The 14,010-nt window shown below is 73.6% G+C and carries 11 protein-coding genes; 10 read left to right on the forward strand and 1 reads right to left on the reverse strand.

Features of this window, described 5'->3' with window-relative positions; all coding sequences use genetic code 11:
* Nucleotides 1–29 precede the first annotated feature (29 nt).
* The gene (locus tag ACQP0U_RS18960; RefSeq protein WP_433308844.1) at nucleotides 30–914 is read right to left on the reverse strand and encodes an IniB N-terminal domain-containing protein; all 885 of its coding nucleotides are present in this window, start codon (nucleotides 912–914) and stop codon (nucleotides 30–32) included.
* A 301-nt stretch (nucleotides 915–1,215) separates the two neighbouring features.
* Between ACQP0U_RS18960 and ACQP0U_RS18965 the strand changes: the two genes are divergently transcribed.
* From ACQP0U_RS18965 to ACQP0U_RS19010, 10 genes are all read left to right on the forward strand, one after another.
* Nucleotides 1,216–2,475, forward strand: coding sequence for an Hsp70 family protein (locus ACQP0U_RS18965; RefSeq protein ID WP_433308846.1), 1,260 nt, complete (start codon nucleotides 1,216–1,218; stop codon nucleotides 2,473–2,475).
* A gap of 5 nt (nucleotides 2,476–2,480) precedes the next feature.
* A complete protein-coding gene (locus tag ACQP0U_RS18970) occupies nucleotides 2,481–5,045 on the forward strand; it encodes a LuxR C-terminal-related transcriptional regulator (RefSeq protein ID WP_433308848.1) in 2,565 nt (854 codons plus the stop codon).
* The gene (locus tag ACQP0U_RS18975) at nucleotides 5,042–6,994 is read left to right on the forward strand and encodes a nitrate- and nitrite sensing domain-containing protein (RefSeq protein ID WP_433308850.1); all 1,953 of its coding nucleotides are present in this window, start codon (nucleotides 5,042–5,044) and stop codon (nucleotides 6,992–6,994) included. The genes ACQP0U_RS18970 and ACQP0U_RS18975 overlap by 4 nt, the downstream gene beginning before the upstream one ends.
* Entirely contained in the window at nucleotides 6,991–7,440 is a 450-nt protein-coding gene (locus ACQP0U_RS18980) for a roadblock/LC7 domain-containing protein (RefSeq protein ID WP_433308852.1), read from the forward strand. Before ACQP0U_RS18975 ends, ACQP0U_RS18980 begins: the two co-directional genes overlap by 4 nt.
* Before the next feature lie 49 nt (nucleotides 7,441–7,489).
* Entirely contained in the window at nucleotides 7,490–7,798 is a 309-nt protein-coding gene (locus ACQP0U_RS18985) for a DUF742 domain-containing protein (protein WP_433320951.1), read from the forward strand.
* 74 nt (nucleotides 7,799–7,872) lie between these two features.
* Nucleotides 7,873–8,610 carry a cellulose binding domain-containing protein gene (locus ACQP0U_RS18990; protein WP_433308854.1) on the forward strand — a complete coding sequence of 246 codons (738 nt, stop codon included), beginning with the start codon at nucleotides 7,873–7,875 and terminating at the stop codon, nucleotides 8,608–8,610.
* An 84-nt stretch (nucleotides 8,611–8,694) separates the two neighbouring features.
* Nucleotides 8,695–9,447, forward strand: a complete 753-nt coding sequence (locus ACQP0U_RS18995) for an ABC transporter ATP-binding protein (RefSeq protein WP_433308856.1) — start codon at nucleotides 8,695–8,697, stop codon at nucleotides 9,445–9,447.
* Nucleotides 9,444–11,984, forward strand: coding sequence for an FtsX-like permease family protein (locus ACQP0U_RS19000; RefSeq protein WP_433308858.1), 2,541 nt, complete (start codon nucleotides 9,444–9,446; stop codon nucleotides 11,982–11,984). Before ACQP0U_RS18995 ends, ACQP0U_RS19000 begins: the two co-directional genes overlap by 4 nt.
* Nucleotides 11,985–12,085: 101 nt before the next feature.
* Nucleotides 12,086–13,303, forward strand: coding sequence for a sensor histidine kinase (locus tag ACQP0U_RS19005; RefSeq protein ID WP_433308860.1), 1,218 nt, complete (start codon nucleotides 12,086–12,088; stop codon nucleotides 13,301–13,303).
* Complete coding sequence (locus ACQP0U_RS19010; protein ID WP_433308862.1) at nucleotides 13,303–13,947, forward strand: response regulator transcription factor; 645 nt, start codon at nucleotides 13,303–13,305, stop codon at nucleotides 13,945–13,947. Before ACQP0U_RS19005 ends, ACQP0U_RS19010 begins: the two co-directional genes overlap by 1 nt.
* Nucleotides 13,948–14,010: the final 63 nt, after the last annotated feature.

Here is a 14,010-nt window from a genome sequence, read left to right on the forward strand (position 1 = left end):
GGCCCTCCGCTCCGACCGGAAAATCCCGGTCAGAGCAGGCCGCCGGTGATACCCAGCAGCCCGTGATCGGACGAGGCGTGCGAGTCGCCGCCGAGCACACCATCGGTGACCCCACCGGTCACGTCACCGACCGTGTCGGTGACACCGGGGAGGAGGCTGTCCACCTGGTGCGTCACGCCGCCCACCGTCGACGGCACGTCGAGCGGCGGGACCCCGCCGACAACACCGTCGCCGTGCCCGAGGCCCAGCCCGCTGAGGGTGTCGTCGACACCGAGCGAGCTGACGACCCCGCCGAGCTGACCATGCGTGCCGGAGAGGACACCGCCGGTCAGGTCGCCGCCGATCAGGTTCTGGTCGGTGACGCCGAGCAGACCGCTCGGGTCACCGACGGTGCCGGTGACGTCCCCGAGCACCGGGTCCGCGATCGCGTCCACCGGCTGCACCACGTCGGCGTCGAGGGTGTGCGCCACATCGGAGACACCGGCCAGGTCGGTGTCGAGGCCGCTCGGACCGACGCCCAGGCCGATGCCGGGCAGCACGGTGACCCCGGCGGCGGCGGTCGACGGGTCGACCGCGATGGCGCCGAGCACGCCGGCCTTGACGTCCACGCCACTGGGCGAGCTGGTGACGCTGATCTGCTGCGCCACGCTCTGCAACTGACCGACCACGTCGGTGGTGTCGGTGAGCAGCGGGTCCAGCCCGAGCTGCCCGACCGGCGAGGCCAGCGGAGCGAGGCCCGCACCCGGCGCGTAGTCGACGACCAGCGGTACGACGTCCTGCACGTCCGCAGCGGTGATGTCGGTGAGCCCGGCGCCCCGCAACGCACCCTCGGGGTCGAGGTCGAAGGCCGACCGCGCGTCCGGGTTCGTCAGTAGGTCGAGCACGAAGTCGTGGAGCGTCTGCTGCGAGTCCATGTGCCGGTTCTCCTCGGATGTGGCATTGGCGGGGTGTCGTACGTCGACGGTGACGACGCTATTGCCGGGGCCCGCCCCCGGGCATCGGGGCTGAACCCGCATCCGGGCCGGTTGAACTAGGGGCTCCGCCACCTCGTACGTTAGGGGGACAGGGGGAAACCGTCCCGACGAGATTAGGGTCCCGACCAGGGACTGATCTCTGGTACGAACGTAGGAGCCCGCGGGGTTCGCCGGGGGTGGGTCGTCGGGCAGCCGACGCCATCGCCACCGACCGGCCGACTCACGGGGAGAGACAGAGACGATGCCGTACGTCCTGGGGATAGACATCGGAAGCAGCAACACGGCCGCCGCCGTCGCACGGCGACGCGGCGCTACCTGGGCACGTCCCGAGGCCGTCCCGCTGAGCGCCGGCTCACCTCTCATGCCGTCCGTGCTGTGCCTGGCGGAGGACGGTTCGCTCCGGGTCGGGGAGCCCGCGACCGATGACGGCAGCCGCACCACCCGGGACTTCGTCCACCGGATCGGCGACGACGTGCCGGTGTTGCTCGGCGGTGAGCCGTGCGCGCCGCAGACACTGACCGCCGAGCTGGCGGCGTGGGTGGTGGAGCGGGTCCACGCCCTGGAGGGAGGGGCGGCCGAGGCGATCGTGCTCAGCCACCCGGCCGGGTGGCGCCCGTACCGGCGGGAGGTGCTGCACCGGGCACTGTCCGGCCTCGGCCTACGGCACGTGACGCTGCTGCCCCGCACGGTCACGGTGACCGAGAGCCACGCCGCTCGCGGGTTCGCCGGAAGCACCGCCGTGGTCTACGCCCTGGGAGGCAACAGCTTCGAGGCGGCCCTGGTGCGCCGCACCCCACGCGGCACGTACGAGACGTTCGGCACCCCGCAGGGTCTCGACTCGATCGGTGGCGCCGACTTCGACGAGGCGCTGGCCGAGCATTCGCGTACGGTGCTGGCCCGGGAGTTGGCCGCCACCGGACGTCGCGGGGCCCAGGCCGCGCTGCGCGGGCTACGCGCGGAGTGTGACCGGGTCAAGCGGGTGCTGACCGTCGACCTCACGGCCGACGTGGTGCTGACCCTGCCGAGCGGCCCGGCACGGGTACCGGTGACCCGCGCGCAGTTCGAGGCCATGATCCGCCCGACGGTGCAGGCCACCGTCGACCTCCTGCTCCGGGCCGTGCGCAGCGCCGACCTGACTCCGGCGCAGCTCGACGGCGTCCTGCTGGCCGGCGGCTCGACCCGGGTCCCGCTCGTGACCGAGCTGATCAGCGCGGCCCTCCCGGTGCCCGTCGAAGTGGAGCCGGACGCACAGTTGACCGCCGCCACCGGGGCGGCGATGGCCGCCTGTCAGGTGGTGTCACCACGCCCTCGCCCGCCGGCGCCGGCCCGCGTTCCAGCCCCGGTCAGCGGCGCCGGGCGGGCCACCATCCCGGCACCGCGTCGCCCCCATCACACCGTTCCGGGCGATCCGCCACCGCGGCCGCCGGTCCGGGTCCTCCCACTGGAACTGCCGAAGCCGTCCCGCCTGGCGCTGGCCCGCAGCCGCGGACGCGAAGGATGACCCCAATGATCATGAACGACCTCGCCGCACCAGGGCTGACCCTGGACAAGGGGTTGCAGTCCCTGCTGGACACGGTCGCGCAGAACCCGGCCGGCCCACTCGCCGTCGGCATCGCCGGCCCGGCCGGTCATGGAAAGACCGCACTGCTCGCCGAGCTGGAGCGCATTCACCAGCGCGCCGGGATCGCCGTACGCACCGCCGCCCCGGAGCCCGGTGAGCCGGTCGTCCCCGACACTGTGGTGCTGATCGACGACGCGCACCTGCTCGACGACGCGCGGACCGAGGCGCTGCTGCGTCTGGTCGCCGGCCGTCGACACCGGCTGGTGGTCGCGCACCGCCCGTGGCCACGGTCTGCGGCGTTCAGCGAGTTGGTCGACACCCTGCGACGCGACGGGCAGGCCGTGCTGCTCACGCCGTTCACCCGGGAGCAGACCGCCGCGTACCTCGCCGGCACACCCGAGCTGGGCCGCCCCGCCGACCTGGTCGACTTCGTCCACACGCAGACCGCCGGCGTACCCAGGGATGTCGAGCGGCTGGCCCGCGGCCTGGCCGGCGCGGAGACCCGGACCGGCGCGATGGTCGACCCACCCCGGTCGGTCATCCTCGAATTCGGGCCGGACCTGGACGTCCAGCCCACCGAGGTACGACGACTGCTGCTCGCCGTCGCGGCCGGCGGGGCGCTGCCGGTCAACATGCTCGGCGCGTTGCTGGGCCGGGACCCGGCCGGGGTGGACGAACTGATCGCCACGACCAGGGCTGCCGGGCTGCTCGGGGCCGACGGCCGGCTCGCGCCGATCGTCCGGCGGGCCGTCGCGACGCTCAGCCCCGCCACCGAGCGTACGGCGGTCTGGCGTCGGCTCACCGAGTTGCAGCTCGCCCGGGGTGGCGCGGTGCTGCCGCTGGTCCGCTCGCTGCTCGCTGTCGGTGCGCTCGGCGACTGCCCGGCCGCGACCCTGGCCGCCGCGGCGGACGAGGCGCTGGCCGACGAGCCGGCGTTCGCCGCCGAACTGTTCGCGGCGGCGACGGCGGCCGGACGGCCACCCAACGCGCAGCAGGCGCTCGCCGCCGCGCTCGCCGGTGACCTCGACGACGCGCTCCGGCTGGCGGACCGGCTGCTGGCGACAGCCGCTCCCCCGGACCGCTCCGAGGCGGCAGTGGTCGCCGCTACCGCCCTGGCCCACCGTGGTCACGTCGGTCGCAGCGTCGAGCTGTTCCGGTGGTCGGGCACCGCCTCGGCGGCGGCGTTCGCCATCGTCGGCGGGCTCGCCACCGGCGACCTGGCCGCCACCACCGAGTCGCCGGCGGGTGACCCGGCGGGCGAACCGCCCACCCTGCACGCCAGCGCCGCCCGACTGATGGCCAACGGCGTACGGGAGAGCGTGACCGGCCCACCGACTGCGGCGCTCTCCGCGCTCGTACAGGCCGCCGCGCTGCTGGAGCCGGACGGGCGGGCGGCGCTGCTGCCGGACAGCCCGGCGGCCCTCGCGGCGTTGACGGCGGTGCACTGCGGTGAGCTGGAGATCGCCGAGCGGGTGCTGCACCGCGCTTTGGGCGCCGGTGTCGGCGGCCCGCTGATGGCGCGCCGCCACCGGCTGTTGCAGGCCTGGATCCTGATGGTCCGTGGTGAGATCCACGCGGCCGGCGAGCGCCTCGCCACTGTGACGCTCGACGGGCGGCCGCTGGAGTCACGCGACCAGCTCTTCGCCGCCGCGATCCGGATGGGCATTGGCCGGCGCAACAGTGACCTCGGGGCGCTCAAGCGGGGTTGGGGGCAGGCGCTGGAGGCCGTGGTGCGGCATCCCGTCGACCTGTTCACCCTGCTGCCGCTGGGTGAGCTGGCCATCGCGGGCGCGCGGCTGGGTGACCTGGCCCGGCTTGAGCCGTACCTGCACCAGGGGCGCTCGTTGCTCGACCGTCTCGGCAATCCGCCGCTGTGGAGTGTGCCGTTGCACTGGAGCGGGCTGCACGCCGCCATTCTGACCGGCGAGCCGACGGTCGCCGATGAACATGTCGCGGCGTTGCTCGCCGCCGCGGGCCACAGCCGGTACGCGGCGGTGGTCGCCGCCGCCGCGGAGAGCTGGGTGGAGGTGCTGCGGGGAGATGTCGACCCGATCCGGGTGGAGGCCGCCGCCCGCGGGCTGTACGACACCGGGCTGTGCTGGGACGGCGCCCGCCTCGCCGGTCAGGCCGCCATCCGGACCGCGGACCGGCGGGCGATGACCACGCTGCTGGAGTGCGCCCGAGCGTTGCAGGGGCGGCCCTCCGGCGGGCACGGCGGGCAGACACCGACAGCCGGTACGAGCACGACGCGGGTGGCCGGCTCCACCCAGCACGGGCTCAGCGACCGCGAGTACGAGGTCGCCGAGCTGGTGCTGGCCGGATTGACGTACCGGGAGATCGGCGACCGGCTCTTCATCTCGGCCAAGACTGTCGAACACCACGTGGCGCGGATGCGCAACCGGCTGAACTGCGCCAACCGCACCGAACTGCTGGCGCTGCTGCGCACCCTCGTCGCCGACCGGGCCAGCGACAACGCCGGGCAACCGTGGCCGCAGCGGGCGAGCCGATGACCCGTGACGATTTTCGGCTGATCCGGACCAGGCTCGCCGTGCTGGCCGCCGTGCTGGTCACGCTCTGGTCGTACGCCGCCTACGTGTCCACCCAGGATGCCGTCGACCTGCTGCGCGTCCGGGCGCTGGCGGACACCCTCGGCCAACCCATCGACCGCCTGATCCTGAGCCTGCAGACGGAACGCCGGATCACCGCCGAGACGGTCGCCGGGCCGGAGCAGACGACGCCCGCGCTGGTCGGGGCCCGCCAGGGCACCGATCGGGCCGCCGCAGAGATCCGCGAGTTCACGAAGCGGCGCGACCTTCGGCTGCTCACCGCCGGCACGGTCCGCGACCGGGCCGGCGAGCTGGTCCGTCGGCTCGACGGCCTGGGCACGACCCGGTCCCGGGTGGACACCGGGCGGCTCGACCAGGCCGCGACGATCGGCGGGTACGACGAGGTCATCGACGTCGCCTTCCGGGTGTACGGCCCGGAGTGGGGCGCGTACGAGAGCGGGTTGGCCGCCGACACCCGGGCGGTGATCGCGCTGGCCCGTGCCCGGGAGTTGCTCGCCCGGGAGGACACCCTGGTCAGCGCGGCCCTGACCGGCGCGCGGCTCGACGACGACGAGCAGCGCCGGCTGACCGCGCTGGTCGGCATCCAGCGGTACGCGCGTAGCGAGGCCGTGGCCGAGCTTCCGTCCGCCGGCCAGGGTGAGCACCAGCGCCTCGCCAGCGGCCCCGAGTTCGCGGCTCTGCTCGCCCTGGAGGACCGGCTGGTGCTCCAGGCGGGCACCGCCAACGCCCTGGCCGGTCTCACCGTCGAGGCCTGGCGGGCCGCGGCGGACGCCGCCCTCGGGGCGCTGCAGGCGCTTGTGACGAGCACCGCTCGCAGCAGCGTCGAGCGGGCCACACCCGATGCCGCCGTGCTCATCGCGCGTACCGGGGCGGTGGTGGGGCTCGGCCTCATCGTCGTGCTCGTGCTCCTGCTGAGCTGGGCGGGCACCATCCGCCGCCTCAGCGACGAGCTGACCAGGCCGGATGCCGACCCTCCGGCCCCGGCGCAGGAGACTGCGGCCCCGGCGCAGGACGCTCCCCCGCCTGGGGGCGACGCCGAGCGGGAGCTGTTCCTGGGGCTGACCCGACGCAACCAGGTCCTGTTACGCGACCAACTCAGCCTGCTGGACGGGATGCAACGCCGGGAACGGTCCACCGAGGAGACCGGTGAGCTGTTCCAGCTCGACCATCTCACCACCCGGATCCGACGCAACGTGGAGAAGCTGATCTCCCTGGCCGGCGCGACGCCCGCCCGCCGCTGGCGACGCCCGGTGCCCCTGCTCGACGTGGCACGCGGCGCGGTCGCCGAGGTGCCGGACTACCACCGGGTCCTGATCGCGCCGCACTGGCCGTGGTCGCTGGCGGGGCCGGCCGTCACGGACGTCATCCACCTGCTGGCGGAGCTGATCGAGAACGCCCTGGCCTTCTCCGGGCCGGACACCACCGTCCGGGTCAGCGGCGAACGGCGAGCGCAGGGGTGCGCCGTCCTCGTCGTCGACGACGGGCCCGGCCTGGACGCCACCGCGCTGGCCGAGGCGAACCTTCTGCTCGGCAACCCACCACCGGACGGCCCGCCCGCGGGCCTCGCCGGTTGGTACGCCGCCGCCGTACTGGCCGGCCGCTGCGGCGCTCACGTCTCGCTGCGCCGCAGCCAGCGCGGAGGGACGGCCACCATCGTGCTCCTCCCCTCCGGGCTGGTCACGGTCACCGACACCGGCCGCACACCGGCCAGCGCACCACCCGACATCCCGTACCCACCGGCCCGCACCGGCGCCGGCCTTTCCGACCCGAGCGGCGACGGCGCGCTGCCGACGCGGGTCCGCCACCCCGGGCCGAGCGGCCCGGAACACGGCAGGACCAGCAACGACACTGTCGAGTTGCCAGTCGCGAGAACAGCAAGGAGACATCAATGACGTCTGCAGTGGTCACCGAGGACGGCCTGACCGACGCCCTGAACAGCCTGGTCGACCGGGTGCACGGCGCGGAGTTCGCCGTGGTGCTCTCGCCCGACGGGCTGCCCCTGGGCGGCTCACGGCGGGTGGGGGAAAAGCTGGCCGAGCAGATCTCCGGCGTGGTCGCCGGCCTGATCTCGCTGGGGCTGGCCGCCACCCGGACCTGCGACGCGGGTCGTCTGCGCCAGATCGTGGTGCAGATGTCGCGAGCGTTCCTGTTCATCGCCACCATCCCGAACGGGACCATCCTCACCGTGCGGATCGCCGGTGACGACGTCGAGGTCGGTGACATGGCGTACGAGGTGGCGCTCTTCGTGGGGCAGGCCGAACGGCACCTGCCGATCACTCTGGGACCGGCATCCTCGGTGACGATCGGGGACACTGGTGCACACCAGCGGCACCACTGACGAGGCGTGGTACGACGACGACGCGGGCCCGGTCGCCCGGCCGTACACGATGACCGGGGGGCGCACCGCTCCCGCACGCGGCCAGTTCGACCTGATCTCGCTGGTCGTCGCGCGGCGGGGAGTCACGCCCCCCGCACCGCTCTTCCCCGAACAGGCGCGCATCGTCGACCTGTGTCACCATCCAGTGTCGGTCGCTGAGGTCGGTGCCGAGTTGGACCTTCCGCTGGGGACCGTCCGGGTGCTGCTCGGCGACCTGCTCGCGACTGGGCTGATCGAGACACACGAACCGCCGATGCTGTCGGAGCTGCCGACCGAGGATCTGCTCGAGGCGATACTCGTCGGGCTTCGCGGCCTGTGACCGGGCTGGTGCCACCCGCGACCCGGACGGATCGCGGGCACGCGCCCGGCGACGAACTGAAGGAGAGACAGGCAGTGCCGGCAACACCACCCCAGCCACGCCGTACCGTGGCGATCATCCTGCTGGATCGGGTCGTGGCCCTCGTCACGACCGCACGGCGGGTGCTCACCGGTCGGGAGGACGTCTCGCGGGCCACCTGGGTGGCCGTCATCGCGGCGCTCGGGGTGCTGATCGCGACGGCCGTCTCCGTCGTCGGGGTGCTGCGTACGCCGGAGAAGCTGACACCGGTGACCCTCGACCCGCCGCCGTCCCTTGAGCAGGTGGGCGCGTCGCCGTCCGGTACGCCCCGGGCGCAGGCACGACCGGCGGTCACCAGCCCTGCGGCGCCCGCTGCCCCGTCCGCCTCCGCCTCCTCGGTCCCACCGGCCGTCGCGTCGTCGACCAGGCCCGCCCCGACCGGTTCGACCGCCGAACCGACTCCGGCGGCTCTCGGCGCCGACTTCGCCATCACTGACAACGCCCTGCTCAGCTACGGCGCGACCGTGACGATCAGCAATCCCGGCGCGGTGCCGGCCCCACGGTGGACGCTTGTCATCACCCTGCCCCGGGAGTCGCTCGGGGTCAGCGGGGTCGAGGGAGCACAGGCCAGCCGGGACGGTGCGGTGTGGACGTTCGTGCCGGACGGGAACACCGGTCAGGTGCCCGGCAGCGCCTCGGTCCGGGTGACGTTCCGGGTGAACGGTTCGTTGACCGGTTCCGCCCCGAAGGCGTGCACCATCGACGGGGCTGCCTGCGCGGGCGTGCCGAACTGACCGTCCGAGGTAGGGGTTTCCCCACCGTGCAGATCATGGGTCGCCGTGTGGTCCGGAACCGTCGCCTCGACCAGGCTTTCCCGCATGCGAAACAGCGATGTGACCCCCGCCCATGGGCTGGTCGTCGAGGTGCTCGACGTGACGAAGGCCTATCCCGGCGGGGGCGGTGTCCGGGCGTTGGACGGGGTGTCGGTCGGATTCGAGGCCGGTTCGTTCTGCGCGGTGATGGGCCCGTCGGGCTCGGGTAAGTCGACGCTCCTGCACTGCGCGGCGGGTCTGGATCGGCCGGACAGCGGCCGGGTGCTCCTCGCCGGACAGGACATCGGCGGACTGCGTGAACCCAGGCTCACCGAGGCCCGGCGACAACGGGTCGGGTTCGTCTTCCAGTCGTACAACCTGATGGATTCGCTGTCGGTCTGGCACAACATCCTGCTCCCGCAACGGCTGGCCGGCGTGCGCCCGGACCAGGGCTGGGCGCGGGAGGTGATCCGGCGCGTCGGGCTCACCGGACGCGAGGACGACCGGCCCGGCCGACTGTCCGGCGGTCAGCGGCAACGGGTTGCGCTCGCCCGCGCGCTCGCCAGCCGGCCGGAGGTCATCTTCGCCGACGAGCCGACCGGCGCGCTGGATCTGTCGACCGGCCGCGAGGTGCTCGGGTTGTTGCGTGAGGCAGTGGACCAGACGGGCACGACGATCGTCATGGTGACGCACGATCCGGCCGCCGCGGCGTGGGCCGACCGCGCGGTGTTCCTCGCCGACGGACGGATCGTCTCCGAGCTCGCCGACCCGACGGCCGAGAAGGTCGCCGCGCAGATGATGGCGGTGACGGTCCGATGATCCGGCTCGCTCTCGGCACCCTGCGCCAGCACCGCGGCGCCTACGCGGGCACGTTCTTCGCGGCGCTGCTGGCCGTGGCCCTGCTCGTCGGCGGTGGCCTGCTGCTCGCCTCCGTGCTCACGGCGAAGCCGCCGGCCAACAGGTTCGCGGCGGCGTCGATCGTCGTCTCGGGCGACCGCGACGTCACTCTCGAGAAGGTCACCACCAAACAGAAGAAGGACAAGTCGAAGGTCAAGCGCAAGGTCAAGTCCGAGCGGCTCACCGGGGCCGGCTCGCTGCCGGTCGACCTCGCCGGTCGACTGGGTGACATTCCGGGTGTCGCCGCGGCGGTCGCGGACGTCGCGTTTCCGGTCCAGGCGAGTACGCCGGACGGACGGCCGCTGCGCGGGGCCGACGATGCCCCGGTGATCGGACACGGGTGGGCCTCGGCGGCGCTGACGCCGTACCTCTTGCGCAGCGGTGCCGCGCCCGGCCGGGGTGAGGTGGTCATCGACGCCGACCTCGCCAGGCGATCGGGCAGCACGGTGGGCGGACGTCTCCTGGTCACCACGAAGACGGGTGCCCGCGCGATGGCCATCTCCGGCGTCGCGGCACCGTCCGACCGGGACGGGCTGCCCGCCCAGGGCGCGCTGTTCGTGGCCGACGGCGAGGTGGCGATGGTGTCCGGGCTGCCCGGTCCGACCGCGGTGGCCGTTCTCGCCGGGCCGGGCACCGATCCGGTCGCGCTGCGCGACGCCGTCGGGCAGGTGGCGGGCGACCACGAGGTGCTCACCGGTGGCGACCGTGTCCGGGCGGACCTGCCGGGTGCTCTGCCGGACTACATCGGCCCAATCTCGATCTTCGGGTTCGTCATCGGCATCACGGCGTTCGCTGCCGTCTTCGTCCTCACCGGCACGGTGACGCTCGGCGTTCGCCAGCGGCTGCGGGAGCTGGCATTGCTGCGCACCGCCGGCGCGACCCCCGGTCAGCTGCGTCGCCTGCTCGGGGTGGAGAGCCTCCTGCTCGCCGGGGCTGCGGCGCTGCCCGGCGCTCCGCTGGGTGTGGTGTTCGCCCATGTGGTGGCCGCCCGGTTCCGGGAGCTGGGCGCGGTGCCGGCGCAGTTCGTCGTGCGGACCAACGTGATCGTGCTCATCGCCGCCGCGGCGGCCGGAATGCTGGTGACCTTTCTCGGCGCGCGGATCGCCGGCCGTCGAGCGGTGCGGATCGCCCCGACGCAGGCACTCGCCGAGACCGCGAACGCACCGACCGGCGGCTCTGTCCTGCGGACTGCCATCGCGGTGGTGACCACCGCCGGCGCTATCGCCCTGCTCATCTTCGTGCCGCTCGACGGGCCGCTCGGTATGGGCATGAGTTTCGTGTCGTCCGCCCTGCTGCTGTGCACGGTCGCGGCCCTCGGCCCGTTGCTGGTCCGGGCGCTGACGACACCTGTGTCCCGCCTCGTCGGCGTCGGCGGCCCGACCGGCTGGCTGGCCGGCCTGGTCACCAGGGCCGAGCGGCGAAGGGTCGCGGCGATCGCCGTCCCGCTCGTGCTCATGTTCGCGATCAACGCCACCATGCTGCTCAACAGTGCCCTGCTGGGTCAGCTGGCCGGGCAGGAGCAGCAGGACCGCACGGCGGCGGCGACGGCACAGGTGACGGCACCGGGCGGCCTTCCGCTCGACACCGTCGAACGGCTCGTCGCGCTGGACGGGGTGACCGGTGCGGCGGCGACGCTGCCGACCCGGGCGATCGTGGAGCAGGGCGGCAAGCCCGAGGACTTCGCCAGTCAGGGTCTGCTGATCGCCGGCACCGAGGCGGCCCTCGACCTCGATCTGCGCGCCGGGACGCTGCCGGGCACGGGCGCGTTCGCCGCCAGCGCGTACGTGGCCGACCAGTACGGCTGGCGGGTGGGCCACGACGTGCAGGTGTGGCTCGCCGACGGCCACCGGGTCGACCTCCGCCTGGCCGGGGTGTACGCCCGGGCCCGTGGCTTCGGCGACCTGGTTCTGCCGGCCGAGCTGGTGGCGGCCCACGACCCGCGTGGGCTGGTCAGCACTGTCGGGCTGCGCTACAGCGGCGACGTACCGGATCGGATCGCCGCCTCGTGGCCCGGGCTGCGGCTGGCTCCCACGCTCGGTGCGGCCCCAGCCGGGGACGCGCAGAACCAGCAGGGTGCGTGGGAACTCATGGTGGTCATCTCCCTCGGCTTCACGGCGATCGCCGTCATCAACACCTTCGCCATCGCCACCGCCGCGCGCCGCCGCGAGTTCGCCGACCTGCGATTGGCCGGTGCGACGACAGGGCAGCTGCACCGGCTCGTCGACCGCGAGGCGATCATCACGGTTGCCGTCGGGCTGGTGCTGGGCGCACTTGTCACAGCGATAGTGGTCGGCGCGTTCAGCGCGGCGCAGGACGGCACGTTGCGGGTTGTCGTCGACGCCGGCACGTACGCGGGGATGCTCGGCGGTGTCGCGGCACTCGGGCTGGTGGCGGGCGCCGTACCGGCCCGGGTCCTGCTGCGCCGACGCGGCCTGCCGGCTCTGGGCGACGGGCGCTGAGGGTGCTCCCGACCGGACCGCCGCTCGGGCTCGTCCTCCGGATCATTCGGAGCCGAGTCCGGCCGGCGGTCCTCCGCGGTGCCGCCGATAGGATCGCCGCGATGATCCGCACAACGGCTTCGGCGCTGGCATACCTGCTCAGCAGCCTCGTCGCGGGCGTCGTCGGCCTCGGCTGGAGCCTGGCGTCCACCATCGCTGTCGCCCTGCTGTCGATCACGCAACTCGGTGGCCCGGCCTTCCTCGGCGCGACCTGGGTGACCCGACGCCTCGCGGACGTGGAGCGCCGCCGGGCAGGTTGGGTGCTCGGCGCTGCCGTCGCGGCACCGTACCTGCCGATCGAGGGCGCCACCGTCCGGCAGCGGGTCCGCGCGGTCGCCGTGCAGCCCGCCACCTGGCGCGACCTGGCCTGGCTGGTCGCGGTGTTCCCGCTGGGCCTGGCGGGCGGGATCGCCGCCGTCGTGGTCACTGTCGTCGACCTCGCCGCCGTCGTGGCGCCGTTGTGGGCATGGGCGGTGCCGAATCCGCACGCGCCGTTCCCCATGCGCCCGCTCATGACGACGGTGCCGGGTCGGTTCGGCCTGACCGTGCTCGGCGTGCTGTTGTTGCCGGTCACGGCGTGGTTGCTGCGAACCGCTGGACTGGCCCAGGCCCGCACCGCCCGAGCCCTGCTGGCGCCCGGAGCGCACCGGCAACTGGTCGAGGAGGCCGCCCGCCTCGCGCAGACCCGCCGTCGGGTCGTCGACGCCCAGGCGGCGGAGCTGCGTCGGATCGAACGGGACCTGCACGACGGCGCCCAGGCCCGGATCGTCGCCGCCGGCATGACGTTGGCGCTGGCCGCCCGCAAGCTACCGACCGGCGCGACCGCCGCGTCCGACGTGGAACTCGCCCGCCGACAACTCGACGACGCCCTCACCGAACTGCGCCGGCTGGTGCGTGGCATCCACCCGCCGATCCTCACCGATCGAGGGCTGCACGCCGCTGTCGCCGCCCTGGCCGGCGACAGTCCTCTCGCCGTCGAGATCCGGGGCAACCCGCAGGAGCGGTATCCACCAGCGGTCGAGTCGGCGGCGTACTTCGTCATCGCCGAGGGTCTCGCCAACGCGGGCAAACACGCCCAGGCCCGGACCTGCGTCGTCAGACTCGTCCAAGGCGCCGGTACGGTCACCGTCACACTCACCGACGACGGCCAGGGCGGCGCCGACCCGGCCGGGTCCGGGCTCGACGGCCTGCGCCGCCGCGTCGAGGCACTCGACGGTCGGCTCACCATCACCAGTCCACCCGGCGGTCCCACCGTCCTGTCCGCGGAGCTGCCCCACTGATGCGCATCGTGATCGCCGAGGACCTGCTGCTGCTCCGCGACGGCCTGGTGCGGCTGCTGACCGACACCGGTCACACCGTCGTGGCCGCCGTCGACACCGCACCCGCCCTGCTGGCGGCCGTCACCGAACACCGGCCCGACCTGTCCATCGTCGACGTGCGGCTGCCACCCGGCTTCCGGGACGAGGGGCTGCGCGCTGCCCTGACGCTACGCGGCACGGACCCGGAGACGAAGGTCCTCATCGTCTCCCAGTACGTCGAACGGGCCTACGCCGTGGAACTGCTCGCCGACGGCCGGGGCGGTGTCGGTTACCTCCTCAAGGACCGGGTCACCGCCCTCGACGACTTCCTCGACGCGGTGACGCGGGTAGCCAACGGGGGCACCGCCCTCGACCCCGAGGTGGTACGTCAACTGTTCACCCGCAACAGCCGTAACCACGGCATCGACGGGCTCACCGCACGGGAACGGGAGGTCCTCGGCCTCATGGCCCAGGGCCTGTCCAACGCGGCAATCTGCGCGGCGCTCGTCCTGGCACCGGTGTCGGTGGAGAAACACATCACCAACATCTTCGCCAAGCTCGACCTGCCGCCCGCCGAGGATGCCAACCGACGGGTCCGCGCGGTCCTCGCCTACCTCAATCACTAGAGATCCCCGAACACCCCGATCGGGCGCGGTACACCCGGCGTTCCGGCGGCAGCCATGCTTGAT

It is taken from the genome of Micromonospora sp. CA-269861 (assembly GCF_050948505.1).
GTDB lineage: Bacteria > Actinomycetota > Actinomycetes > Mycobacteriales > Micromonosporaceae > Micromonospora.

What these genes read in the sequence shown, in the direction of transcription:
- ACQP0U_RS19005 (WP_433308860.1), top strand. Translation starts at nt 12,086, where the DNA reads ATGATCCGCACAACGGCTTCGGCGCTGGCATACCTGCTCAGCAGCCTC.
- ACQP0U_RS18995 (WP_433308856.1), top strand. Translation starts at nt 8,695, where the DNA reads ATGCGAAACAGCGATGTGACCCCCGCCCATGGGCTGGTCGTCGAGGTG.
- ACQP0U_RS18970 (WP_433308848.1), top strand. Translation starts at nt 2,481, where the DNA reads ATGATCATGAACGACCTCGCCGCACCAGGGCTGACCCTGGACAAGGGG.
- ACQP0U_RS18960 (WP_433308844.1), bottom strand. Translation starts at nt 914, where the DNA reads ATGGACTCGCAGCAGACGCTCCACGACTTCGTGCTCGACCTACTGACG.
- ACQP0U_RS18975 (WP_433308850.1), top strand. Translation starts at nt 5,042, where the DNA reads ATGACCCGTGACGATTTTCGGCTGATCCGGACCAGGCTCGCCGTGCTG.
- ACQP0U_RS18980 (WP_433308852.1), top strand. Translation starts at nt 6,991, where the DNA reads ATGACGTCTGCAGTGGTCACCGAGGACGGCCTGACCGACGCCCTGAAC.
- ACQP0U_RS18965 (WP_433308846.1), top strand. Translation starts at nt 1,216, where the DNA reads ATGCCGTACGTCCTGGGGATAGACATCGGAAGCAGCAACACGGCCGCC.
- ACQP0U_RS18985 (WP_433320951.1), top strand. Translation starts at nt 7,490, where the DNA reads ATGACCGGGGGGCGCACCGCTCCCGCACGCGGCCAGTTCGACCTGATC.
- ACQP0U_RS19000 (WP_433308858.1), top strand. Translation starts at nt 9,444, where the DNA reads ATGATCCGGCTCGCTCTCGGCACCCTGCGCCAGCACCGCGGCGCCTAC.
- ACQP0U_RS19010 (WP_433308862.1), top strand. Translation starts at nt 13,303, where the DNA reads ATGCGCATCGTGATCGCCGAGGACCTGCTGCTGCTCCGCGACGGCCTG.